A 21,994-nucleotide genomic window follows, 5' to 3' on the forward strand; every position below is an offset into this window, starting at 1 on the left:
GGAGAAACATCATGACCGACACGACGTCCAACACGCCGGTCGACAGCACGGCAGACCGGGCACGGGAATCCGAGCTCGGCATCGTTGCCCGATTTCTCAAGGCAACCGAACTCGACACGCGCATGCTCGGCATGGTCGGCGCGCTGCTGGTCATCTGGGTCGGCCTGCATGTCATTTCCAGCGTACGGCTCGGCGTCAATCCGTTCGACTTCGACAGCCGGACCTTCCTGACGCCACGCAATCTCTGGAACCTGTCGGTGCAGACTTCCGCCGTGGCCATAATGGCCGCCGGAATGGTGCTGGTTATCGTCATGCGCAATATCGACCTGTCGGTCGGTTCCGCCGAAGGTCTGATCGGCGTGGTCATGGGCTTTGCGCAGGTGCATTTCCTGGTGCGAATGATCGGTCTGCAATTAGGCAATCCCTGGATCTGGATCCTGGCACTGGCCATCGGCCTGGCGCTTGGCCTTCTGATCGGAGCGTTCCAGGGATACATCATCGCTTATCTCGAGGTGCCGGCCTTCATCGTGACGCTGGGCGGCCTTCTGGTCTGGCGGGGTGCCGCATGGTGGGTCGCCAGCGGTCAGACGATTGCGCCGCTTGATGCCACTTTCCAGCTGATGGGGGGCGGGCCGGCGGGTTCGATCGGCGCGCGATGGAGCTGGATCGTCGGAATTGTCGCGTGCCTAGCGGTTGTGTTCATGCTGCTCAACGGGCGGGTGCAGCGCAAGCGGTTCCGCTTTCCGTTGCGCCCGATCTGGGCCGAGACGTTCCTCGGTGTCCTCACCTGCGCTGCCATCATGGGCGCCATATGGCTTGCCAATTCCTATCCTTGGCCGGTCGGCATCGTGAACAGATATGCGGCGGCCAACAATATAACGGTTCCCGAAGGCGGGCTGTTCATCGCCCATGGCATCGCCATACCCGTGCTGATGGCTGTAGCCGTAGGGCTGATCATGACCTTCATCGCCAAGCGTACCCGTTTCGGCCGCTATGTCTTCGCCATCGGCGGCAATCCGGAAGCAGCCAACCTTGCCGGTATCAACACGCGCTGGGTGACCATGAAGGTGTTCATGATCATGGGCGTGCTGGCGACGATCGCCGCGGCGATCTCGTCAGCCAGGCAGAACTCGTCGACCAATGCGCTGGGCACGTTGGACGAGCTGCTGGTCATCGCGGCGGCGGTGATCGGCGGCACGTCGCTCGCCGGCGGCTCCGGCACAGTGCTCGGCGCCATGCTCGGCGCGCTTTTGATGCAGTCGCTGCAGTCCGGCATGGTGCTGCTCGGCATCGATTCACCGCTGCAGAGCATCGTTGTCGGCGCCGTGCTGGTGCTCGCGGTGTGGCTCGATACCGTCTATCGCAAACGTGTGTAGGGAGGAGGAACGATCATGGCAGACAAAACCGCTCCCACGGGCACGCCGCTGATCGACATGCGCAACATCTCCATCGCTTTCGGCGGCATTCGCGCCGTCGACGATGCCTCTGTCGACCTTTTCCCGGGCGAGGTGATGGCTTTGCTCGGTCACAACGGTGCCGGCAAATCGACGTTGATAAAAATCCTGTCCGGCGCCTACAAGCGCGATGCGGGCCAGATTTTGGTCAACGGCGAGGAGGCTTCGATCTCCAATCCCCGCGACGCCAAGAAGTACGGCATCGAGACGATCTACCAGACGCTGGCGCTGGCCGACAATGTCGATGCGGCCGCCAACCTGTTTCTCGGCCGCGAGCTGATGACCGGCTGGGGAACGCTCGACGACGTCGCCATGGAGGCCGAGGCGCGCAAAGTGATGGGCAGGCTCAATCCGCGTTTCCAACGCTTCAAGGAGCCGGTGGTAAAGCTTTCGGGCGGCCAGCGGCAGTCGGTGGCGATCGCCCGCGCCATCCTGTTCAATGCTCGCATCCTGATCATGGACGAGCCGACGGCTGCACTCGGGCCGCAAGAGACGGCGCAGGTCGGCGAACTGGTCAGGCAGCTCAAGGCCGACGGCATCGGCATCTTCCTGATCAGCCATGATATTCACGACGTGTTCGAGCTTGCCGACCGTGTCTGCGTCATGAAGAACGGTCGGGTTGTCGGAACGGCGCGCACAACCGACGTCACCCAGGACGAGGTGCTCGGCATGATCATCCTCGGCAAGTGCCCACCCGGCGCCATTCCGGGGCCGGGCGCGCTGAAGATCGCCGCATGAACGAGAATTAGCCGGCTAATCACACGCCGCCAAAATGTGCCAGCCGTCACCATGCTTTGGCCTCGCCATTGTGTTGGCGTCAGGACTTGCCCATAAAGATGCCGAACCGTCCACGGGACGTATCAGCAATTGAAGAAGCTTTTTCCGACCGTCGCTTTTATCGCCGTCGCGCTGATCAGCCTGACGATGGCGGGTTTTGCCTATTTTGCCACCCAGGAGGCGGCCCGCATTAAATTCGAGGCGACGGCAGACGACGCGCTTAACCGGATCGAAAGCCGCATCGACCTGGACCTGTCGCTGCTGCGTTCGACCCGGGCGCTGTTCGACGCACGCAATGGCGGTATCTCGCAGGGCGAGTTCAAGGCTTTCTTCAACGCGCTCGACGTCGACAATAATTTCGCCGGCCTGCGCGGCATCGGTTTCCTCCGCCTGGCGAAAACTGGCAACGAGGCGGCGGTCGAGCGCGACATCCTGCACGATCACGGCGCAAGCCATCCGATCTATCCCGACACGAACTTACCGTGGCGTACGCCCATCGTGCTGTTCGAACCGCTGGATCCGTCCAACAAATCCAGCATCGGCTACGACATGTTCACCGGGCCGGCGCGGCGCGAGGCGATCGAAAAGGCGATGGCCGACGACCAGCAGCACGCCAGCGGGCTCGTGCAGTTCGGCAAGGATACGGGTGCCGCGCAGACCTTTACCGGGTTCCTCGTCTTCGTCCGGCTCAATGTCGAAACCGCGCCGGACGCCGTGAACGCGACGAGATCCTCGACTGCCGGCTTCCTTTATGCGGCCTTCCGCGCCCGTGATCTGTTCCAGGCTGCGCTCAGCCGGGCACCATTGCTGCCGGTCAACACCGAGATCTATGACGGCACGGTGGACAGCGACAACCTGCTGTTCCAATCGGAAACGCCGCCTGTTTCGAGCCTCGGCGACAGGCTGCTGGTCACCCGCAAGGTCACCGTCGCCGGCCGGCCGTGGGTCGTCCTGTTCAGGCCGACAAGTGCTTTCTCGCAACCTTCCTCGCGCGCCATCCCGGTGATGCTCGGATTGTTCGGACTGCTGCTTGCGGGCGCCATCGCGCTGGTGGCCCGCTATCAGGAGCGGGCCTATGAGGCGGTCTCGCTGCTTCACGAAACGACCGAAAAGAGCCTGCTGGAAAAAGACCTGATGCTGCAGGAGATGAAGCATCGCATCAAGAACTCGATCACGCGGGTGCTGGCAATCGCGCGCCAGACAGCATCGCACACCACCGACGTCCAGGAATTCTCGGCTTCTTTCTCGGCCCGGCTGCAGGCGATGGCGGCTTCCCAGGACATGCTGACGCGCTCACGCTGGCAGAAAGCCGATCTCGGCGACCTGCTGCGCATCGAGCTAGGCCAGGTGTTCGGCAGCGAGCTTCCTGAAGGGCTGCTGTCGGGACCGCAGATTCTTCTCGATGAAAAGACGACGCAGGCACTCGGCCTCGTCTTTCACGAACTGGCGACGAATGCGCTGAAGCATGGCGAAGCCGGCAATTCAGTCGGTGCGCTGAAGGTCGACTGGTCGCTCGAAGCCCGTAGCGGCACCCGGACATTGGCTCTCAACTGGCGCGAGGCCGGTCAGAAGAAGCTTGAGAGACCGGCAAAGAGTGGTTTTGGCACCAGACTGATCGATCTCAACGTCACGCGCGAATTGCGTGGCACAATCAGGCGCGATTTTCGCGAAGATGGCTTGAACGTGGAAATCAAGGTTCCGCTGCCGGCCTGAAACGCCGTCTCGTGGGCCGCATCGCAACAGCGCTTTAAAGAGCAAACGCGGAGACAGGTGGCCTGCCTCCGCGTTTGCTGTTCGCCTGGAGCTCGAAACTAGTTGCAGCGAGCTGTGTAAATCCGGCCGTGACGATCTCTGTATTGGCAGTAGCCATTTTGCAGCCGGCGAACGAGCAGACCGCCAATCGCACCAGCGCCGGCGCCGATCAAAGCGCCCTTGCCGCCGCCGACAGCGCCACCAATGAGCGCGCCGCCCACAGTGCCGATACCCACGTTCTCTTCCGTGGTGGTGCAGCCGCTGACCGCAACCACGGCAACCATGGCAATAATCATCTTCCGCATGGAGTCATCCTCACTTTTGTCCTCACTTTAATAAGCTCCAGCCGCCATTTAGCATGAAAGTACGGCCTTTGCCCGCACGATTTCATTGTTGATTAAGATAGTCTTTTTCGGGGCGTGCGCCGTTCGATGCTACCACGAACCCGGAAATCTCCAAGGACGCATCGAGCGTGCCGTTGGGGCGCACGTTCCAGACGATCCTGTCATGGTCGTTCTCGAGCGCCGGATCGACGGCAAGGCATCTGGCGCCGACATGTTGGGCCTGGCCCTGCAGGTCAGCGACCGCGAACGGGCACGGCCGAGCACTCGGGCAGTGGTTTCAAAGCGATCAAGCAGAGGCGAGTTCGATTCAGATCAGTTGGGACGCGGCGGTCAGGACGATCGCGGCCATAAGCGCGACGGCGGCGAAGCGCAGGGGCGAAGCACGAGGCGCGGGCGTTGCGGGCGCGTCGGGATCCTGAAAACCGCCCATCGAGACGCGAGCGGCCTGTTCCAGTCTGTTCACGTCTGCAGCCGTCAACGCCCATCCCTTCACTTTGTGCCAAACTCAATCCGGCGGATCGGCACGTTCGCACAGGATCGGACTTTATGGTGAACAGTCGGTTAAAGATGGCGATGCGCAGCAAGCCTTCGCGCGGCGACCGCCGCTCGTTAATCCGTCTCGAAATTACCGTGAGGAACGACAAGGCGGTATTCGAGGCGGTTCCCGGTGATCTCAAGGGTCGCCGTTCCATTCAATGAAGTGGGCACGACGCGTTCGAGCGCGACGCTGCCAAAACGCTTCTCACTGCGCTGATTGTCGTTGGCTCCGATCACTTCGGCCCATGTCAGCGACAGCGCAGGCTCGCCAGCGGAAGCTGCCGTCAGATCGGCCGTCACCTCGACGAAACCGTCGCTGCGCGACAGTGCGCCATAGCTGACCGAATTGACGGCGAGCTCATGCATGGCCAAGCCGATGTGCAAGGCGGCATTGGGGTTGAGATATGGATTTGCGCCGCGGAAACGTAGGCTGTGCAAGGGATCCGCGCCGTACCTGCCGACCTGACCGGAAACCAGCTCGCGCAGCGCCGCTCCCCGCCAGTTGGATGACGTAACCAAATCCTGCGACGAGGCCAGCGACTGCAATCGGCCCCGGAAGCGCGTCAGGAAATCGTCAATGCTGCCGGAATAACGGCCCGTCTGGGTGGCGATGCTCTGGATGATGGCCAAAAGGTTCTTGGAGCGATGACTGACTTCGCGCAGCAGCGCCTTCAACGTCTGCTCCCGGCGTTTCTGCTCGGTTGTTTCGACCATGGTGGTCACGACGCCCTGCACCGCGCCGGTCTCGCTGCGGTCGGCGTCTATCCACACCTGAAACCAGCGGGCGCCGTCATCGGCCGGCACACTGAGCTCAAGATGTTGAGGATTGCCGGAGACGATGACGTCGTGCTTGGCGGCGCCGATACGCTCTGCCTGCGCCGGCGGCAAGATGCCGTTGTTGTCGGAGGCATCGGAAGTCCAGGGCGCGCGCATGTTGCGCGCCCACACCGTCTTCATCTCGCGATCCTGGTACAGGACGGAAATCCCGGCATTGTGCAGTGCATGGAGAAGGGCCCGACCAAGCTGCATCCCGCTTTCGGCGGGATGCAAAGCGATGATCTCATCACTCTGGCCGCGGTCTTTCATTTTTCCGACTCTGGAACGCATCGGTCAATTTGCTCAACCCATGTCGGGCTGAACGGTTCGCGGAAAAATGGGTTCCAAAAGGAGGAGGTTCGTATCAAACCTTAAAAAGCGGTCCGCCGAGCGGCATCCCGTTGGAGGACACTGCCCGGCGGTGGCTGGAAACCGTTTGAGGGGTGCGGCTTCCAGTGTTCGCTTGAATGGCCGCTTGGCATTCACGCTCGTCTGATCAGGCCGGCAATAAGCGATATGATCAGGAAGGCGAGAAAGATGAAGAACAATATCTGCGCTATGCCGGCCGAGGTGCCAGCGATGCCGCCGAAACCAAGCGCACCGGCGATGATCGCCACGACGAGAAATACGAGCGCCCAGTAAAGCATGATCGATCTCCTTCCAATGCTGCGGTGAAAACGTGATTCGCCTCCGTTTGTTCCACCATTTTCCGAAAAAGACGATGCTGAAAATCTTCAGGGCCCGAATTGCCGCGGTGTGTGGAAAGGTCCAGTTGGTTGCCCCAGTTGGTTGCCAGTGAATTGAGCCGGCGTCACTCCCCTCTGATCCTGGGGAGCGGCTGTCTCGGCGGCCGCAGTTCGGCCGCCCGCTGTTTCATGCCGCGGCTTTCGCGTGCCGGTCAAAGAACAGGGCCTGGCTGATAAGAGCCTTGACCATGTCCGGATTGAACGGCTTGGTAACCAGGAATGCCGGTTCCGGCCGCTCGCCGGTGAGCAGGCGCTCGGGAAAGGCGGTGATGAAGATCACCGGTACCGAGGTCGACGACAGGATCTCATTCACGGCCGCTATGCCCGAACTTCCGTCGGCAAGCTGGATATCGGCAAGCACCATCTTTGGCCGCGCCTTGCCGAACATCGCCACCGCCTCGGCGTGGGTGCGCGCCGTTCCGACGACGCGGTGGCCGAGGCTTTCGACCATTTCCTCGATGTCCATGGCGATCAGCGGCTCATCCTCGATGATCAGCACGTCGGTTGCCACCTGACGGGAGATCTCGTTGCTCGCCTGCGCGAGGAGTTCGGAGAATTCCTGTTCGTCGACGTCGAGAATCTCCGCCGCCTCGTCTTCGCTGAAGCCTTCGACCGCCACCAGCAGAAAGGCTTGGCGGGGGCGAGGCGCAATTGCATTCAGATTGGCCGCGGCACGCTGTTCCCATGCCGACTGGGCATGCTCCTGCGGAACGCGAATGGCCACTGAGGTGAAGAGCTTGGCAAAGACCTTGTAGAGCGCGATGCGGTCGTTCGATGCGTTCGGAAAGATGTCGACATCGGCAATGATGGCCTCGAGCATTGCGGCGACCAGCGCGTCGCCGCTCTCCTGCGATCCGGATACTGCGCGCGAGAAGCGACGCAGGAACGGCAGGTGCGGAGCGATGGTTGCTGATAGGCTCATATTGGACGTCTCCCTCATATGACGTGATTGCATGTTACAGCTAAAAAACGGTTCGCAAGCCCAGAGTTGAAAACGCGGGTTCTGCGAAAAAGTTCCGATCATGCGGAACTAAATATATGGGCTGGCGTTTAGGGGCGGGTTGGGCAACCAGACGAGGCTGCCGCTTGCCTTGCGTTATGTGTTGAAGGGCGGCTTAAGGCTGGGACAAAAGGGCGAAATGAAGAACATGACGAAAGCTACCATGGGTGGCGTTGGCAACGGGCGCCGGGCTGCTTCCCGCGACCCGCTTGGGCCGAACTCGGAAATCGGCCGCAAACTCAAACAATACTACGACGAGCTGGTCTCCGACAATGTGCCGGATCGCTTCGCCCAGCTGCTCAGCCAGTTGGAAAAAGCCGAACCTGTACAAAAGAAGGACTGAGGCATGGCGGCCGTCTCCCAGGGCTTCAAGACCGACTTGCTCGGCTCGATCCCGAGCCTGCGGGCTTTTGCCGTGTCGCTGACGCAAAACGCCGACAAGGCCGACGACCTGGTGCAGGAAACATTGGTCAAGGCATGGGACAAGCATGAAAGCTTCCAGCCCGGCACCAATCTGAAGGCATGGCTGTTCACGATCTTGCGCAACGAATTCTATTCGCAGATGCGCAAGCGCGGCCGCGAGGTGCAGGACAGCGATGGCGTCATGACGGCCAGGCTTGCCGTTCACCCGGCCCAGCACGGCCAACTTGACCTCGAGGACTTTCGCGGCGCGCTCGAATTGCTGCCAGAAGACCAGCGCGAAGCCATTATCCTCATCGGCGCGTCGGGCTTCTCCTACGAGGAAGCGGCCGAGATCTGCGGCTGCGCCGTCGGAACGATCAAGAGCCGCGTCAGCCGCGCCCGCACACGGCTGCAGGAAATTCTGAAGATCTCCGGTGAAGACGAGTATGGCCCGGACGCAATTTCGGCTCAGGTAACCGGGTCGACGGCTGCGTGAAGCGCGGCGTGTTCGAACCGCTCCGCGCCTCAGCGGAGAGGCGTTCGCCTGCAGGCCGCCGCCACTGCCTCGACGAGATCGTCTCCCGAATAGGGCTTGGTGACCAGTCTGACGCCGGGAAAGGATTTCTTGATCTCGTCCGTATCCGAATAGCCCGAGGCAAAGACGAACGGGATGCCCGCTTCACGCAGCCGCGAAGCAAATTGGAGCGTCGAAACGCCGCTCAGCATGAGGTCGACGATGGCCACATCGAACTGCGCGGCAACGTCTTGCTGTTCGATCTCAGTCAGATCACGGGCGATGACCACATTGAGCGCGCCGTAGTCGCGGCAAAGCTGCTCGATATCCATGGCAATCAGGAACTCATCTTCCAGGATAAGAATCCGCAAACCGTCGAGTGATGCGCGCACGCAGCAATATCTCCTTAAATTCGTCTCGATCGTGAAACGGGGGAAGTCATGATCGTTATTTGGCATGCTGTCATTTAAAAAAGACGCGCTGGCGCGGATGCGTCGGCCTCGGCCCATGCAAGGCATTTGCAACGCGCGCTGCCGGAGATAGGGTTAGAAGAGGTTCGTGCCGGAACCTTGGGGTCTGTCGGGCGTTTCGACCGAGCAAAAGCATGGAGAGTGAAGCAATGGCGACTGCCGCAGGAAAGGCCGCGAACGAAGCCCGCACGAATTCCGATATTGAGGCCGACATCGCACAACTGAAGGCCGACATCGACCAACTTACCAAGCTGTTGGCCAAAACTGGCGAACATGGCTACGGGGCAGCGCGGCGAGCCGCCGCCGAAAGCGTCGAGCAGTTGCGAACCCAGGGCGAGGCAGCCTTCGACAGCCTGCGCAGCAACGCCAGGGACATCGAGGCGCAGATGATAGCGCATATGCGCGAGAAGCCGGTGACGTCGCTGGCGATCGCCGCCGGCGTCGGGTTCCTCTTCGCGCTTCTCGCGCGCCGCTAGTTCTGCACGCATGGGAATGCTTGCATCGCTGATCTCGGGCCTCGCCTCGGGCGAAACCATTGCGGCGGTGCAACGCGCGCGTGTGGCTGCAATTGTCTATTCGGTCGCAGCGGTCGTAGCGCTGTGCGGCCTCGGCTTCCTGGTCGGGGCGGCCTATATCTGGACGGCGGCCCGCTATGGGCCGATGGCAGCTTCCCTGAGCTTCGGGATCGGCTTTCTCGCAATCGCCGGTCTCATCCTGCTCGTCTACCGGATGTCGGCCGGCTCGCGCGCCAGGCGCCGGGCGAAGCGACGCAACGCTGACATGAAGGCTATCGGCATCACTGCGGCACTCGCCGTGCTGCCGGCGCTGCTCAAGGGCAAAGATGGCCCGGGAAAGGCCAGACTGAGCGCGATTCTCGGCCCGGCGATAGCACTCGCTGCCTACGCCATCTACCGCGAGAACGTGAAGCGCGGCTCCGATGATCCGGATACCGGCAAACGTGAATAGTTCGGAGGGGATAGTTCGGGGCAAACGATTCTGGCGCCGGTCGCAAAATCACAAATCTTCGAGCGGAATCGATATTTCCGCGACCACGCCGTCCGGCCGGAATTCATGGATCACCTCGCTGGAAATGACCTTGGCCAGGCTGCGGCGGATCAGGATCGAGCCGAAGCCATGGCGTTCGGGCGGCGCAACCCGCGGGCCGCCGCTTTCGCGCCAGGCCAGCAACAGACGGCGTGCGCCCTTCCTGCCTTGTACCCTCCAATCGAGATCGACCTTTCCGGAGGAAACCGAGAGCGACCCGTATTGCAGTGCATTGCTTGCCAGTTCATGCAGGATCAGCCCGAGCCCGACTGCCTGGTCGGGTGAGAGCAGGACATCGGCGCCGGAGATCGCCATGCGCGATTGTCCGGCGGCTTGGAACGGCTTTAGCTCGATCTCCACCAGCTCGCGGATGCCGATGCCGCGCCACTCGCGGTCCGACAGCAGGCTGTGCGCAACGCCCAGTGCCTGCAGCCTGGCGCTGAAGGCTTCGAGGAATTCGCTTGGCTGGCGGGCATGGCGAACGGTCTGCGTCGCCAGCGCCTGTACGGTTGCCAAAGTGTTCTTGACGCGGTGATTGAGCTCGCGCAGCAACAGTCGTTGACGTTCGTCGCCAAGCTTGCGTTCGGTAATGTCGTAGTTGACGCCGAAGATCAGCGTCGGCTTGCCATCGCCGTCGCGTTCTATGACGCGGCCGCGTGTTGCGATCCATCGCGGCGGATCGAGGCCTTTGACACGGTATTCGCCAAAATAATCGTCGCTGCCGGTCAGCGCGTCGCGAAAGCGTGTTTCGGTCTGGTGAACGTCGCGCGGGTCGATGGCGGTCAGGATGTCGCGCGCCCTCAGCCTGTTCGACTTCGGCAGGTTGAACAATTCGGACAGCAGGACATCGCAGTCGATCATATCGCTGCGGATATCCCATGCCCAGCTGGCAAGCGAAGCCGCGTCGAGCGCGATAGCGCGCCGCTTTTCCTCTCGAACCAGTGCTGCCTTGGCAATCGCCGCACTGCGGGTTGCATCCTTCAGCGTGAACAGGCTGGCGGCGAGGCCGGCCAGCGCCGACAGCTGGTCGAGCTGGACAGAGGAGGGACGTGCGTGCGGCTTCCGGTCGAGCACGCACAGCGTGCCGATCAGCGCGCCGTCGACTACGATGGGCACGCCTGCGTAAAAGCGGATATGATGCTCGCCGGTGACCAGCGGATTGGCTTTGAACCGCGGATCCGCCGCCGCGTCGGCCACCACCATCGGCACGTCGCCGGCTGCGATGGTATAGGCGCAGAACGATGTCTCGGTTGCGATTTCGGTCTCGTCGAGGCCGATACAGGACTTGAACCACTGCCGCTCGGCATCGACCAGCGTGATCAGTGCGACAGACGTTTGCATCGCCGAAGCGGCAAGACCGCCGATACGATCGAAATCAGGGTCGGCAGCCCCGTCCAGCGTGTCGAGGCCGTGCAGCACGGCAAGACGGTCCGCGGCGCCCACCACACGGCGAATATCGGCCGGCAGGCCCGGCGTGTTCTGGCTATTGTCGTCCACTATGCCCCCGGTGGCCGGCTCCGCTGATTGGTCAGGCCAACCGGCCCGTCTGCCGCCTTGCAGTGCCGGAACTTTCGCGGCGGGGGACCGTTACCAGCCAACGCCCCGCCAGTTACGCCTGCCGGCGCCAAATATGGAGCCAGACAATGCCAAAAACCATTCCTGAAAACAAAGCCCGTCAAGGGCGGCGGGGTCGGCATGTCCTTCGTATCCTGATCGCCGCGCTGTTGCTGGCTTTTATCGCCTGGGGCGTCGCCGAAATCTACGGCTGGATGATCGAGACGCCGAAGACCGAACAGGGCAACACGCCCAGCGGCTAGGTTCTCTCCATCGCTCGCGCCAGTTTGCATCACGCAACCCCACATCACGCATCCCACGTCAGGCAACCTTTGCCTCGACAGCGCGCGCCGGGACGAGAACATTCAACGCGCGCGGATGGATTTCGACGGTCGTCTCGCGATCGAGCTTTACCAGTTCGCCGTCCATGACGGCCTGAACTTTCCTGTTAGTCGAATGGATTTTCAAAACGGCGCGGTTTGCCTGATGGATTTCGACATGCTCGTTGCCGCGCCATTTCCCACGGGCGACGTCAAAGAGGAACCTGATCAATTCGCCGCGCCGCCTTGCCACGGTGACATAGATGCCCAGCACGCCGCCTGCCGGATTATCGGCATAGGGCAGGTGGCCCTCGCCGAACAGATTGTTGGTGATGCCGATGCCGGTGATCCGCGTTCTGATCTCGGCCTCACCGACCGTCAGCGTTACGTTCATGGCCGGCGGGTTGTTGATCGTTGCCCAAGCGGCCCGCACCGAGGCACGCATCTTCCCCAGCCGCGAGCCGAATTCCATCTTCTGGCGCAGTTGCACCATCTTGGCGTGCATGCCGATCGAGAATTGATGTACGAAAGGCCGGCCGTTGGCTGTTGCAATGTCAATTGCCATCACCTCGCCGTCGGCAAACGATTTCAGTGCCGCATCGAGGGTCTGCGGGATACCGAGGCCGCGCGCAAAAAGGTTCATTGTGCCAGCCGGCAGAATTGCCAGCGCCTTCTCCCCATTCATCAAACGGGCTGCCGCGGCCGAAATGGTGCCGTCGCCGCCGCCAGCCAGCAGGACGTCGATGCCGCGCCTGGAAGCTACGCCGTCCAGCGTGGCGACGATATCCTTGCCGGCGACGATTTCGATATCAATCGAGTGGCCGGCACTCTCAAGGGTGCTGCGCATCCGACTGGCGAAGGCCTCAAGATCGATGGTGCGCAGGGTGCCCCCGTCCTTGTTCAGCACCGCTGCAAACCGCATGGCCGTTCCATTTTCCAGCACCTATCGGGCCGGGACGGAGCCCCAGCCGGGAGTGGAACGGGGCGGCCGAGAAAATGTTCCTTTCGACCAACGCGGCGAATCCGAGAACCATTGACATCGCACCGGGTGCACCACGGCTTTTTTCGGAACAACAGTGTGGTCACAACGTTGTGAACATGCAGAAGACGCTGCGCCCGCAGTGACGCCAGGCGGGTACGGCGTGCACGAAATCACCGACGAGGAGACACTAAGATGATCCGCACCCTTTTAACCACGACAGCAGTCGCAACATTGATTGCGACGGGTGCATTTGCGCAGTCGGCGACGACCCCGGCGCCGGCGCAACCACCCGCCGTAGAGAATTCCGCTCCAGCCGCTCCGGTGCAACGCGCCGAGGGCAGCCTTGTCACCAATATCATCGGCGAGTCGGTCTATAACGGCACCGGCGACAATGCAGAGAATATCGGCAAGATCACCGATGTCGTCTTCGACGAGCGCGGCGAGGTAAAATCCGTCGTCATCGGCGTTGGCGGTTTTCTTGGCATAGGAACCAAGAACGTCGTTTTCGACTACAAGAAGATGCAATGGGCCGAAAGAAATGGCGACCGTTGGCTGATAGCGCAAACGACGAAGGATGAGTTGACGGCTCAGCCGGATTTCGACCGGAGGCCTTACGATCCGACTCCGCCACCAGCTTCGGCGGATAATGCGGCGCCTGCCGCCCCTTCCACCAGCGCGCAAAATACAACCCCGGCGCCTGCCGCGCCGGCTGAGCCAGTGAAGCGCGCCGAAGGCAATCTCGCCACCAATATCATCGGCGAGACCGTCTATAACGGCACCGGCGACGACGCCCAAAACATCGGTGACGTGAACGACATCGTCATCAACAAGGAAGCCAAGGCGCAATCGCTGATCATCGGTGTCGGCGGCTTCCTCGGCATCGGCGAAAAGAACGTCGCCTATGACTTCGACAAGGCGCAGTGGGCCGAGAGGAACGGCGATCGCTGGCTGGTCGCGCAAACGACCAAGGAAGAGCTGCAGGCGCAGCCAGACTTCAACCGCAAGGCCTATGATCCGGCGCCGGCAACCACTGCGTCGAACGATGCCAATGCGCCTGCTACCGTCACGCCCACCGTGATGGCCAGCAACACTGCGCCGAACGACAACACCGCAACGACTAACAACGCTGACCAGGCCGGCAAGACGGCTCAAAACGCTCCGGCAGCGGCGCCTCCGGCTAATTCCACGGCCGACCAGACCAAGACCGGGTCGATCGACAAGTCGACGCTAACCGAAATGCCGATGGGCGAAATCCGGGCCGAGGATCTGGTTGGAACCACCGTTTATGGCGCCAACGATGTCAACGTCGGCGAGATCGGCGATATCGTGCTGGGCAGCGACAAGAAGGTCGACGCAGTCATCATCGACGTTGGCGGCTTCCTTGGCGTCGGCGAGAAGGAGGTGGCGGTCGGCATGGACAACCTGAAATTCATGACCGACAAGAACGGCAAGCGCTATCTCTACACGAACTTCACCAAGGAGCAGCTTGAGGCGCAGGCTCCCTATGACAAGGCCAGCTATGCGCAAAATCGCGACAAACAGCGCATGATCATGCGCTAAGCAGCACACAGGCCGACAGAGAAGCCCGCGCCGGCAACGGCGCGGGCTTTGTTTATGTCGAGGGAAAGCCCGCGACATGGCCGGCAACGCCATTGTCCGTCAATTCGGCGAGCGCCAGAGATTGGTCGAGATGCTCGGCCCGCCAGGCGAGCAACTTCTCGGCAAATTCCAACCGCACCGGCAGATAGGCTGGGTCGTCAGCGACGTTGGTCAGCTCGCCGGCATCTTTTTCCAGGTCGAAGAGCAAGGGCGGCAGGCCGCCGCCGAAATTCACATATTTGAACTTTTGGGTGCGGATGACGGCGAGATTGCACTGACGCGGACCGATGCCGAAATAGCGTTCTGCATCACCATCCGCAATCGAGCGGAAATCGAACTCCCAATGCGCCGCATCGCGCCAATTGTCCGGCTCCGTTGCGTCCAGGAAAGGCGCCAGCGAGCGGCCGTCGAGATGCGGCAGGACTTCGCCGCCAGTGAGCTCGAGCCCAGTGAGCTCGACCAAGGTGGGTGCCAAATCGACCGCCTCGGTGAAGCGGTCGACACTGCTGCCGGCCGCCTTGTGGCGGCGCGGATCGCGAATGACCAGCGGAATATGGAAGCTGCCGTCGAAGAAGCCGCCCTTGCCCAGCATGAAATGATCGCCCATCATCTCGGCGTGATCGGAGGTCAGCACGATGACGGTGTCGTCCCATGCATCGGCCGCCTTGACCGCTTGCCAGACACGGCCAAGCTGCGCGTCGACCTCCGAGATCATGCCGTAATAGAGCGCCCGGATGCGGCGAAAATTGTCGTCGCCCCAGTCGCGCACCTTGCCCTCCGAGCCGGGACGGAATTTCGACCGTTCCTGCCGGTTAAGTTCATAGGCGAGATAAGGGTGGCTTGCTGCTTCGGCCTGCCAGCTTTCCGCGCGGTCAAAAGCTGGACCGATGGCCGGATTGTACATGGCGTTGTAAGGCGCCGGCACGATGAAGGGCGGGTGGGGGCTGATGAAGGAAAGATGCGCGAACCACGGGGCATCGCGCTCCTGCTCGCCGAGCCAGCGGATGAATTCGCCGGCCAGGAAGGCCGACGGCGTCTCGTCCTTCGAATAGATTGGCGGACCGTTGCTGATCGCGCCGTCGTTTTCCAGGATTTCGCCCGCCGGGCGGTGAATGGCGGGGGAGCCGGCGCCGGCATCGACGCCGCGCGCCTTGAGCCATGACAGCCAGGGCTTCTGGTGCTCGGGCAGAAGCTGGCGCACGGTGAAGCCGGGCAGCACGCCTTCATAGCTTTTCAGCTGCGGGTCGCCAGGCGCCAGCGTGCGCGGGTCGCGCGCCATGTCGGTATAACCGAACAGCGTCGGATCATAGCCGAGGGCGCGTGCCCAGAGGGCTATGTTGCCGTGGCGGGCGTCGAGCGGTGTGCCGTTGCGGCAGACACGATTGTTCATCTGGTAGAGGCCGGTGTAGAGGCAGGCGCGCGCCGGCGAGCAAGGTGCGGCGCCGCCATAGTGCTTCTGGAACAAAACGCCCTCGGCAGCCAGCGCGTCGGCATTCGGTGTCCTTACCACCTTGTGGCCAGCAGCTGACAGGCAGTCGCCCCGCCACTGGTCGCAGGTGATCAGGAGAATGTTGGGGCGTTTTCCACTCAACCGCTGTATCCTCATGCTGGCTACATGCGTCGCTCATGGAGCGCAATTTCGGCGAGTATGCAAGCCGGTCCAGTTTGCCGAATGGTGAACAAAACCTGCTTCGTCGTTCACTTTAACAGCACAGTCCATTCTGTGTTTGCCGCCTTTGCGGCCAGGAGGCGGATGCTCATATTTGCGTGGACAGCGGCAAGGGCCGCACCGGCACAAGGAAAGGAGCAGAAACATGCTCGACCAGGTCAAGGGCCTGCATCACGTCACCTCGATGGCCAGCGATGCGCGCCAGAACAATGAATTCTTCACCGGGACGCTCGGTCTGCGGCGGGTCAAGAAAACCGTCAATTTCGACGCACCCGATGTCTACCACCTCTATTACGGCGACGAGGTCGGCACACCCGGCTCGGTGATGACCTATTTCCCGTTTCCAAACATCGGCAAGGGCCGCCATGGCGTTGGCGAGGTCGGCACCACCGCTTACTCGGTGCCTGAGGGCACGCTCGGCTATTGGGAGAAACGGTTTGCCGACCAAGGCGTCACCGGGCTGTCCCATGAGGAGACGTTCGGCGAGAAGCGTCTTGCGTTCGCCGGTCCCGACGGCGACGGGTTTGCGCTGGTCGAAGACAGAGCGGACAACCGTGCGCCATGGGCCAAGGGTGGCATTCCCACCGACGTGGCGATCCGCGGCTTTCACTCGGTGTCGCTCAGGCTGAAAGATGGCGGCGCCACCGAAGAGCTGCTGAAATTCATGGGTTATGAGGAGGTCGACAAGTCCGGCAACATCAGGCGGCTGGCGGTGAAGAACGGCAACGGCGCCGACGTCGTCCATATCGAATCGCTGCCAGGGGCCGGCTTCGCCAATCTCGGCGCCGGCTCGGTCCACCATGTTGCTTTCGCCGTCGAGAACCGCGCCAAGCAGATCGAAGTGCGCAAGGCACTCCTCGATACAGGTTATCAGGTGACGCCGGTGATCGACCGCGATTATTTCTGGGCGATCTACTTCCGCACACCGGGGGGCGTGCTGTTCGAAGTCGCCACCAACGAGCCGGGCTTCGACCGCGACGAGGATACCGCCCATCTCGGCGAGGCGCTGAAACTGCCGTCGCAACACCAGCATTTGCGGCCCTATCTCGAGCAGCATCTGCAGAAACTGGAAGACTGAGGGCAGGGTTATGAGCAAGGATTCGTATATTCACAAGGTGCTGCCCGGTTCGCTGGGCGGACCGTTGCTCTTCGTCTTCCATGGCACTGGCGGTGACGAGGATCAGCTTCTGTCGCTTGGGCGCGATCTTGCGCCGCAAGCGACGATCGTCGGCCCGCGCGGCGATGTCTCGGAACAAGGCGCCGCACGCTTCTTTCGCCGTACCGGCGAGGGCGTTTACGACATGGGCGATCTCACGCGAGCGACGGACAAGATGGCCGGCTTCGTCAAGGCACATGTCGAGGCGGCAAAGCCATCTTTGGTGCTAGGCCTCGGTTATTCCAACGGCGCCAACATCCTGGCCTCGGTGCTGTTTGCCGAACCCTCGCTGTTCGACTCAACGGTGCTGATGCATCCGCTGATCCCGTTCGAGCCGGAGGTCAAGGGCAGCCTTGACGGCAGCCGCATCCTGGTCACCGCCGGCAGGCGAGACCCGATCTGTCCGCCTGATTTGACGGCGCGGCTCGAAGCCTATTTGCGCGCCGATGGTGCCGATGTCACAGTCGAGTGGCATGACGGCGGCCATGAGGTGCGGCCGAGCGAGATCGAGGCGGCGCGGCAGTTGTTCGCCGTAGCGCCGGATGAAAGGACCGCAAGCCATGTCTGACCTATTGCCGGAGATCGAGCTGGAGGACCGCGGCTCGAAGGGCCGCTACTTCCTGCGTGGGCCGAGCGGCGCCGAGGCGGAGATGACCTTCACCAAGGTCGGCGAGCACCAGATCATCATCGACCATACCGAAGTGCCGGATGCATTTCGCGGCCAGGGCGCGGGACTTCGCCTCGTCACCCGTGCCGTCGAGGATGCACGTGCGGCGGGCAAGACGATCATCCCGCTTTGCCCGTTCGCCAATGCTCAGTTCCGCCGCCATCCGGAATGGGCGGACGTGCTGAAGCGGTAAGAGACTGCCCCTCGATGAATGACAGGACAAAGGGTGCGCGGCTTTACCGCGTGCCGCTTCGACCATTGGCGGCGTACAAACATAAGGCAAACATGCGGGATTTGCGCAGAGCGCTCGCCTTGCCTAAGTATTGGCAACAACCGGCTCGCCCTCCGCGGCCCGACCACTTCAACCGAATGGCCCTCCATGACCGAATCCGATCTCATTCCCGTCTTCGACGGCCACAACGACACGCTGCTCAGGCTCTACCAGTCGAAGGATGCGGACGTCGAAAAGCTGTTCGTCGAGGGGACGCCGAGTGGCCATATTGACCTGCCGCGCGCGAAGAAAGGCGGATTTGCCGGCGGCATGTTCGCGATCTTCCCGCCGCCTGTCGAGAAATCCAAGCGCGGCGCGGTGCCGCTGGCGCCGAGCGACAGCGAGCCCATGCCGCCCGAGGTTCCGCGCGCCGATGCGCTCAACTCCACCATAGCGATGGCCTCGATCCTGTTCAGGCTGGAGCGGGCTTCGGCGCTCACTGTCTGCCGCACCGCCGGCGATGTGAGGAAGGCGATGGCGCAAGGCTCGATCGCGGCGGTCTTCCACATCGAAGGGGTCGAGGCGATCGACCCTGAGCTCACCCTGCTCGATGTCCTCCACGCAGCCGGCCTGCGCTCGCTCGGTATCGTCTGGAGCCGTCCCAATGCCTTCGGCCACGGCGTGCCGTTCCGCTTCCCGTCGTCGCCCGATACAGGGCCAGGGCTGACCGATGCTGGCAAGGCGCTGGTGAAAGCCTGCAACCAGCTGAAGATCATGATCGATCTTTCGCATCTCAACGAAAAAGGTTTCCGCGACGTCGTCGAGATCAGCGACGCACCGCTGGTCGCGACCCATTCCAACGTGCACGCGATCTGCGGCCATTCGCGCAACCTCACCGAATGGCAGCTCGGCGCGATCCGCGACTCCGGCGGCATGGTCGGGCTGAATTTCGCCACCGGGTTCCTGCGTGAGGACGGCAGGATGAACGCCGACACCAGTCTCGACATCATGGTGCGCCATGTCGATTCGCTGCTGCAGGCGCTGGGCGAAGACGGCGTCGGCCTGGGCTCGGATTTCGACGGCGCCATGATCCCGGCCGTGATAGGCGACGTTGCCGGCCTGCCAAGATTGCTCGACGCTTTCGCGGCTCGCGGCTTCGGGCGCGCGCTGATCGAGAAGATCGCCTATCGCAACTGGCTCGGCATGCTGGAAAAGACCATCGGCTAAGCGGGTGATGCCGGCTTGACCGGAATGCGATTTGGAGGCCGACTATTCGAAACCCATGCGTTTAAGCCAGTCCCGGCCAATGCCGCGGTCGCGGATGATCGGCAGCGGATCGGTCGAATCCAGCCTGGCACAAATACGGTAGACCTCCAGCGTTTCAGCGCTCATCTCACCGCGTTTGTAGAAGAACATGGCCGCAGCATAGCGGGTGCGGCCCGACCATTTTTCGCCGAGCGGTGTGTTGATCAGCTGCCACTGTTCGGCGGCTTCGGCGTCGAGTTTGGGACTGTCGGTGTCGGCCATTTTTAGAAATCCGCAGGCGGATTGGCAGTGCGGTGGCCGAGCCTGACGACCAGCCGCGGCACCAGTTTGGCACGCTTCAGCAGCTTTTGATATTGCAGCTCGCGCCTGGCGTGGATCTCGAGCCAAGGTCCGCTGCAGGCAGGCTCGGCGGCGCTGATCTGGTTTGCATCGCCGGGACTGCTGCCTTTCGCCGACGGTGCCTTCGACGACGTTTTCTCCAAGGATGCAATCTCGACGAGAACATTCGAATATGGGCAGCCATGCAGAAGGTGCTTGACAGTGGCAAACACCGTCCCACTGATCTTCGCGGCCGATGCCGGTCGGCTAGCCGGCGATGCTGGAGACCATCACCCCGATGAAGACAACAGAGGCGCGCGAAGCCCTCCTCGAACCGGCGCGAAAAAGCGATTCCGAAAAGCGCGGCCGCAAAGCGTCGAAAGAGACAAGGCAGGTTCAACTGATCGAAGCGACTATCGATTCATTGGCCAAGCGCGGCTATTCGGAAACGACTATGGCCGACGTCGCCGACGGCGCCGGCCTGTCGCGCGGCATCGTCAATTTCCATTTCGAGAGCAAGGAGAAGCTGCTCGTCGCCACTTTGCAATACATGCATGACGAGTATTCGGCGCATTGGCGCAGCGCCTTGCAAAGGGCCGGCGATGATCCCGCCCGCCAGCTGCAGGCATTGGTGGCAGCCGATTTCAACCGCTTGATCTGCAACAAGCGCAAGCTGGCTGCTTGGTGTGCCTTCTGGGGCGAGGCCAAATCGCGACCGAAATATCAGGCGCTGAGCAGCGCACGCGATGCCGTCTACCAGAACATATTCATCGATCTTTGCGCGGCGCTCAAGCAGAGCGGCTTCTATGCCTATGAGCCGCAAGTCATGGCGCTGGCGCTCAGCGCCATGCTGGATGGTCTGTGGCTGCATTTGATGATGGGCACCGAGGACGCCACACGCGAGACGGCGCTGCAGGCCGCGAACGAGTTCCTGTCTGCGGCATTCCCCAAGCACTATCCGAACTCAGCAGCCCGCGGTGCCAGGCCGGCGTGAACCATCAAAAAGAGGGTGGATCAGCAATGAAGACAATGATCCGGCGCCTGACATTCGAGAAGATCAAGGCCGGCTAATGAAGTTCAAGATCGAACGAGCCGATGTGGCCATCGTCGGCGCCGGCTTCACCGGCCTGTCGGCCGCGCGTGAATTGAACCACGCCGGCATCGATGTCGTGCTGCTCGAAGCCCGCGACCGTGTCGGCGGCCGCGTCGAAGCCGTGCAGAACGGGCTCGGCGAGCGGATCGACAGCGGCGGCCAGTTCTTGTGCGAAGACATGCCGGAATTAATGGCGCTGGTGCGAGCGCGCGGCAAGACATTGGTCGAGACCCATGTCGCAGGCGAATTCGTCACGCAGCCGCGAATGAGCGAGGCGCAAGCCGGGCGCACTTACGGCACCGCGATGCGAATGCGCGAGCGGATGAACGCGATCGCACCGACCGACCCGGCCATCGCCGGCTTGACAGTCGCGGCATGGCTCGATCGCCAGAACGATCCCGACGATGCCAAGGCCGCCTTTCGGTCGATGATCGAGGGCCTGTGGTGCCTGGCAATGGAAAGGCTGCCGCTGTGGTACTTAATCGACAATGATCGCCGCATCATCAACGAGGTGTCGGAGCTGCAGTATTTCGTGGGCGAAACCATGCATTCGCTGGCGGATGATCTTGCGCGGGATCTCGGCGATCGACTGCGGCTGAATACAGCTGTCGAGGCTATTGAGCACGGGCCGGGAGGGGTTCGCGTCGTTTCGCCTGCCGGCGTGACCGAGGCACGAGCGGTACTGGTCGCGCTACCGCCGATGATGGCCTCGAGAGTCGATTTCGTGCCGCCGCTGCCGGCTGCGCTGGAGAGAGCCCTCGGCGTCTGGGAAAGCGGCGCAGTTATCAAAATGCTGGTGCGCTATCCCAAGGCTTTCTGGCGCGACAGGGGCTTGAGCGGCATGGTGATGTGGCGGGAGCCGCACGGACTTTTTGCCTGCGATGCCAGCAAGGACGAGGATCATGCAGCACTTGTCGTCTTCATCGGCGGGCCGCTGGCGCAGCGCTGGCGGGATATGGACAGCGCGGCGCTACGCGCAACGGTGACATCAAAGCTGCAAGATGCGCTCGGTATCGAGGCCGCCGGCGTCACCGATCTCAGCTATCGCGACTGGACCGGGGATCACTGGAGTGGCGGCGGTTACAGCGATTCGATCGTCGATGCGGCGGCAACGGATGCCGAACGCATTATCCGGGCGGGCGCCCCGCCGGTGCATTTTGCCTCGTCGGAGCTGTCGCCGTCATTTCCGGGCTATGTCGAGGGCGCGATCGTCGCCGGTCGCACTGCTGCGCAAAAAATTATTCAGTCGGTTATCGCCAGCAGAGCCTCAGGGTCATAAGCGAGGCGGATCGAGGTGCCGACC

At 62.1% G+C, this 21,994-nt stretch carries 26 protein-coding genes; 15 read left to right on the top strand and 11 right to left on the bottom strand.

Going from position 1 to position 21,994, the window contains the following annotated elements:
- The first annotated feature begins 11 nt into the window (after positions 1–11).
- The 3 genes from NKH90_RS23720 to NKH90_RS23730 all read left to right on the top strand — a co-directional run bounded on the left by NKH90_RS23720 (position 12) and on the right by NKH90_RS23730 (position 3,944).
- The gene (locus NKH90_RS23720; protein ID WP_352821295.1) at positions 12–1,376 is read left to right on the top strand and encodes a sugar ABC transporter permease; all 1,365 of its coding nucleotides are present in this window, start codon (positions 12–14) and stop codon (positions 1,374–1,376) included.
- A 15-nt stretch (positions 1,377–1,391) separates the two neighbouring features.
- Positions 1,392–2,192 (top strand): ATP-binding cassette domain-containing protein, encoded by an 801-nt coding sequence (locus NKH90_RS23725; RefSeq protein ID WP_352613525.1) that lies wholly within the window; start codon positions 1,392–1,394, stop codon positions 2,190–2,192.
- A 129-nt stretch (positions 2,193–2,321) separates the two neighbouring features.
- A complete protein-coding gene (locus NKH90_RS23730) occupies positions 2,322–3,944 on the top strand; it encodes a CHASE domain-containing protein (protein ID WP_352821298.1) in 1,623 nt (540 codons plus the stop codon).
- Positions 3,945–4,042: 98 nt separating this feature from the next.
- On the opposite strand, the gene NKH90_RS23735 is transcribed toward NKH90_RS23730, so the two are convergent.
- The 5 genes from NKH90_RS23735 to NKH90_RS23755 all read right to left on the bottom strand — a co-directional run bounded on the left by NKH90_RS23735 (position 4,043) and on the right by NKH90_RS23755 (position 7,348).
- Positions 4,043–4,288 (bottom strand): YMGG-like glycine zipper-containing protein, encoded by a 246-nt coding sequence (locus tag NKH90_RS23735; RefSeq protein WP_006328050.1) that lies wholly within the window; start codon positions 4,286–4,288, stop codon positions 4,043–4,045.
- A 346-nt stretch (positions 4,289–4,634) separates the two neighbouring features.
- Entirely contained in the window at positions 4,635–4,805 is a 171-nt protein-coding gene (locus NKH90_RS23740) for a hypothetical protein (RefSeq protein ID WP_352685923.1), read from the bottom strand.
- 131 nt (positions 4,806–4,936) lie between these two features.
- A complete protein-coding gene (locus NKH90_RS23745; RefSeq protein WP_352451150.1) occupies positions 4,937–5,971 on the bottom strand; it encodes a sensor histidine kinase in 1,035 nt (344 codons plus the stop codon).
- Between the two features lie 191 nt (positions 5,972–6,162).
- Positions 6,163–6,327 (bottom strand): DUF1328 domain-containing protein, encoded by a 165-nt coding sequence (locus NKH90_RS23750; RefSeq protein ID WP_023678541.1) that lies wholly within the window; start codon positions 6,325–6,327, stop codon positions 6,163–6,165.
- 226 nt (positions 6,328–6,553) lie between these two features.
- Positions 6,554–7,348 carry a response regulator gene (locus tag NKH90_RS23755; protein ID WP_352471123.1) on the bottom strand — a complete coding sequence of 265 codons (795 nt, stop codon included), beginning with the start codon at positions 7,346–7,348 and terminating at the stop codon, positions 6,554–6,556.
- Positions 7,349–7,565: 217 nt separating this feature from the next.
- Here NKH90_RS23755 and NKH90_RS23760 point away from each other — a divergent pair, with 217 nt between their 5' ends.
- On the top strand, positions 7,566–7,769 hold the full coding sequence (locus tag NKH90_RS23760) for a NepR family anti-sigma factor (protein ID WP_023678543.1): 204 nt from the start codon (positions 7,566–7,568) through the stop codon (positions 7,767–7,769).
- Positions 7,770–7,772: 3 nt separating this feature from the next.
- Positions 7,773–8,324: a sigma-70 family RNA polymerase sigma factor gene (locus NKH90_RS23765; protein ID WP_023678544.1), complete on the top strand. Its 552-nt coding sequence runs from the start codon at positions 7,773–7,775 to the stop codon at positions 8,322–8,324.
- Between the two features lie 29 nt (positions 8,325–8,353).
- On the opposite strand, the gene NKH90_RS23770 is transcribed toward NKH90_RS23765, so the two are convergent.
- On the bottom strand, positions 8,354–8,851 hold the full coding sequence (locus NKH90_RS23770) for a response regulator (protein ID WP_352821300.1): 498 nt from the start codon (positions 8,849–8,851) through the stop codon (positions 8,354–8,356).
- A gap of 110 nt (positions 8,852–8,961) precedes the next feature.
- Here NKH90_RS23770 and NKH90_RS23775 point away from each other — a divergent pair, with 110 nt between their 5' ends.
- Together NKH90_RS23775 and NKH90_RS23780 are read left to right on the top strand one after the other, a co-directional pair.
- On the top strand, positions 8,962–9,288 hold the full coding sequence (locus NKH90_RS23775; protein ID WP_023678546.1) for an ElaB/YgaM/YqjD family protein: 327 nt from the start codon (positions 8,962–8,964) through the stop codon (positions 9,286–9,288).
- Between the two features lie 10 nt (positions 9,289–9,298).
- The gene (locus tag NKH90_RS23780) at positions 9,299–9,778 is read left to right on the top strand and encodes a hypothetical protein (protein WP_352540234.1); all 480 of its coding nucleotides are present in this window, start codon (positions 9,299–9,301) and stop codon (positions 9,776–9,778) included.
- A gap of 48 nt (positions 9,779–9,826) precedes the next feature.
- Here NKH90_RS23780 and NKH90_RS23785 read toward each other — a convergent pair whose 3' ends face one another.
- Positions 9,827–11,353 (bottom strand): sensor histidine kinase, encoded by a 1,527-nt coding sequence (locus tag NKH90_RS23785; RefSeq protein WP_352613535.1) that lies wholly within the window; start codon positions 11,351–11,353, stop codon positions 9,827–9,829.
- Positions 11,354–11,499: 146 nt separating this feature from the next.
- Here NKH90_RS23785 and NKH90_RS23790 point away from each other — a divergent pair, with 146 nt between their 5' ends.
- On the top strand, positions 11,500–11,673 hold the full coding sequence (locus NKH90_RS23790) for a hypothetical protein (RefSeq protein ID WP_292659198.1): 174 nt from the start codon (positions 11,500–11,502) through the stop codon (positions 11,671–11,673).
- 58 nt (positions 11,674–11,731) lie between these two features.
- Here the strand turns inward: NKH90_RS23790 and NKH90_RS23795 are convergent, their stop codons facing one another.
- The gene (locus tag NKH90_RS23795; protein WP_352821302.1) at positions 11,732–12,652 is read right to left on the bottom strand and encodes a diacylglycerol/lipid kinase family protein; all 921 of its coding nucleotides are present in this window, start codon (positions 12,650–12,652) and stop codon (positions 11,732–11,734) included.
- 252 nt (positions 12,653–12,904) lie between these two features.
- Here NKH90_RS23795 and NKH90_RS23800 point away from each other — a divergent pair, with 252 nt between their 5' ends.
- The gene (locus NKH90_RS23800; RefSeq protein WP_352540232.1) at positions 12,905–14,272 is read left to right on the top strand and encodes a PRC-barrel domain-containing protein; all 1,368 of its coding nucleotides are present in this window, start codon (positions 12,905–12,907) and stop codon (positions 14,270–14,272) included.
- A gap of 52 nt (positions 14,273–14,324) precedes the next feature.
- Here NKH90_RS23800 and NKH90_RS23805 read toward each other — a convergent pair whose 3' ends face one another.
- Positions 14,325–15,917 carry an alkaline phosphatase family protein gene (locus NKH90_RS23805; RefSeq protein WP_352821304.1) on the bottom strand — a complete coding sequence of 531 codons (1,593 nt, stop codon included), beginning with the start codon at positions 15,915–15,917 and terminating at the stop codon, positions 14,325–14,327.
- Positions 15,918–16,125: 208 nt separating this feature from the next.
- On the opposite strand from NKH90_RS23805, the gene NKH90_RS23810 reads away from it, so the two are divergent.
- From NKH90_RS23810 to NKH90_RS23825, 4 genes are all read left to right on the top strand, one after another.
- A complete protein-coding gene (locus NKH90_RS23810; protein WP_352821305.1) occupies positions 16,126–17,058 on the top strand; it encodes a VOC family protein in 933 nt (310 codons plus the stop codon).
- A 10-nt stretch (positions 17,059–17,068) separates the two neighbouring features.
- Complete coding sequence (locus NKH90_RS23815; protein WP_352821307.1) at positions 17,069–17,704, top strand: alpha/beta hydrolase; 636 nt, start codon at positions 17,069–17,071, stop codon at positions 17,702–17,704.
- The gene (locus NKH90_RS23820; protein WP_352451160.1) at positions 17,697–17,996 is read left to right on the top strand and encodes a GNAT family N-acetyltransferase; all 300 of its coding nucleotides are present in this window, start codon (positions 17,697–17,699) and stop codon (positions 17,994–17,996) included. The genes NKH90_RS23815 and NKH90_RS23820 overlap by 8 nt, the downstream gene beginning before the upstream one ends.
- Positions 17,997–18,182: 186 nt before the next feature.
- Positions 18,183–19,241 carry a dipeptidase gene (locus tag NKH90_RS23825; RefSeq protein WP_352500772.1) on the top strand — a complete coding sequence of 353 codons (1,059 nt, stop codon included), beginning with the start codon at positions 18,183–18,185 and terminating at the stop codon, positions 19,239–19,241.
- Between the two features lie 42 nt (positions 19,242–19,283).
- On the opposite strand, the gene NKH90_RS23830 is transcribed toward NKH90_RS23825, so the two are convergent.
- Together NKH90_RS23830 and NKH90_RS23835 are read right to left on the bottom strand one after the other, a co-directional pair.
- Positions 19,284–19,541: a hypothetical protein gene (locus NKH90_RS23830; protein WP_352821310.1), complete on the bottom strand. Its 258-nt coding sequence runs from the start codon at positions 19,539–19,541 to the stop codon at positions 19,284–19,286.
- A 2-nt stretch (positions 19,542–19,543) separates the two neighbouring features.
- The gene (locus NKH90_RS23835; protein WP_352821312.1) at positions 19,544–19,762 is read right to left on the bottom strand and encodes a hypothetical protein; all 219 of its coding nucleotides are present in this window, start codon (positions 19,760–19,762) and stop codon (positions 19,544–19,546) included.
- Between the two features lie 113 nt (positions 19,763–19,875).
- Between NKH90_RS23835 and betI the strand changes: the two genes are divergently transcribed.
- Positions 19,876–20,592, top strand: a complete 717-nt coding sequence (gene betI / locus NKH90_RS23840) for a transcriptional regulator BetI (RefSeq protein WP_502898870.1) — start codon at positions 19,876–19,878, stop codon at positions 20,590–20,592.
- Positions 20,593–20,668: 76 nt separating this feature from the next.
- Complete coding sequence (locus NKH90_RS23845; RefSeq protein ID WP_352821316.1) at positions 20,669–21,970, top strand: flavin monoamine oxidase family protein; 1,302 nt, start codon at positions 20,669–20,671, stop codon at positions 21,968–21,970.
- The last annotated feature ends 24 nt before the right edge of the window (positions 21,971–21,994 follow it).

This window comes from Mesorhizobium sp. M0898, assembly GCF_040319695.1.
Taxonomy (GTDB): domain Bacteria; phylum Pseudomonadota; class Alphaproteobacteria; order Rhizobiales; family Rhizobiaceae; genus Mesorhizobium.

Excerpts from the sequence above, each read along its gene's own strand:
- NKH90_RS23760 (WP_023678543.1), top strand. The coding sequence starts at position 7,566 with ATGAAGAACATGACGAAAGCTACCATGGGTGGCGTTGGCAACGGGCGC.
- NKH90_RS23780 (WP_352540234.1), top strand. The coding sequence starts at position 9,299 with ATGGGAATGCTTGCATCGCTGATCTCGGGCCTCGCCTCGGGCGAAACC.
- NKH90_RS23845 (WP_352821316.1), top strand. The coding sequence starts at position 20,669 with ATGAAGTTCAAGATCGAACGAGCCGATGTGGCCATCGTCGGCGCCGGC.
- NKH90_RS23800 (WP_352540232.1), top strand. The coding sequence starts at position 12,905 with ATGATCCGCACCCTTTTAACCACGACAGCAGTCGCAACATTGATTGCG.
- NKH90_RS23735 (WP_006328050.1), bottom strand. The coding sequence starts at position 4,288 with ATGCGGAAGATGATTATTGCCATGGTTGCCGTGGTTGCGGTCAGCGGC.
- NKH90_RS23750 (WP_023678541.1), bottom strand. The coding sequence starts at position 6,327 with ATGCTTTACTGGGCGCTCGTATTTCTCGTCGTGGCGATCATCGCCGGT.
- NKH90_RS23725 (WP_352613525.1), top strand. The coding sequence starts at position 1,392 with ATGGCAGACAAAACCGCTCCCACGGGCACGCCGCTGATCGACATGCGC.
- NKH90_RS23790 (WP_292659198.1), top strand. The coding sequence starts at position 11,500 with ATGCCAAAAACCATTCCTGAAAACAAAGCCCGTCAAGGGCGGCGGGGT.
- NKH90_RS23810 (WP_352821305.1), top strand. The coding sequence starts at position 16,126 with ATGCTCGACCAGGTCAAGGGCCTGCATCACGTCACCTCGATGGCCAGC.
- NKH90_RS23820 (WP_352451160.1), top strand. The coding sequence starts at position 17,697 with ATGTCTGACCTATTGCCGGAGATCGAGCTGGAGGACCGCGGCTCGAAG.
- NKH90_RS23815 (WP_352821307.1), top strand. The coding sequence starts at position 17,069 with ATGAGCAAGGATTCGTATATTCACAAGGTGCTGCCCGGTTCGCTGGGC.
- NKH90_RS23795 (WP_352821302.1), bottom strand. The coding sequence starts at position 12,652 with ATGCGGTTTGCAGCGGTGCTGAACAAGGACGGGGGCACCCTGCGCACC.
- NKH90_RS23830 (WP_352821310.1), bottom strand. The coding sequence starts at position 19,541 with ATGGCCGACACCGACAGTCCCAAACTCGACGCCGAAGCCGCCGAACAG.
- NKH90_RS23770 (WP_352821300.1), bottom strand. The coding sequence starts at position 8,851 with ATGGGCCGAGGCCGACGCATCCGCGCCAGCGCGTCTTTTTTAAATGAC.
- NKH90_RS23755 (WP_352471123.1), bottom strand. The coding sequence starts at position 7,348 with ATGAGCCTATCAGCAACCATCGCTCCGCACCTGCCGTTCCTGCGTCGC.
- NKH90_RS23805 (WP_352821304.1), bottom strand. The coding sequence starts at position 15,917 with ATGAGGATACAGCGGTTGAGTGGAAAACGCCCCAACATTCTCCTGATC.
- NKH90_RS23825 (WP_352500772.1), top strand. The coding sequence starts at position 18,183 with ATGACCGAATCCGATCTCATTCCCGTCTTCGACGGCCACAACGACACG.
- NKH90_RS23720 (WP_352821295.1), top strand. The coding sequence starts at position 12 with ATGACCGACACGACGTCCAACACGCCGGTCGACAGCACGGCAGACCGG.
- NKH90_RS23745 (WP_352451150.1), bottom strand. The coding sequence starts at position 5,971 with ATGCGTTCCAGAGTCGGAAAAATGAAAGACCGCGGCCAGAGTGATGAG.
- betI (WP_502898870.1), top strand. The coding sequence starts at position 19,876 with ATGCTGGAGACCATCACCCCGATGAAGACAACAGAGGCGCGCGAAGCC.
- NKH90_RS23775 (WP_023678546.1), top strand. The coding sequence starts at position 8,962 with ATGGCGACTGCCGCAGGAAAGGCCGCGAACGAAGCCCGCACGAATTCC.
- NKH90_RS23765 (WP_023678544.1), top strand. The coding sequence starts at position 7,773 with ATGGCGGCCGTCTCCCAGGGCTTCAAGACCGACTTGCTCGGCTCGATC.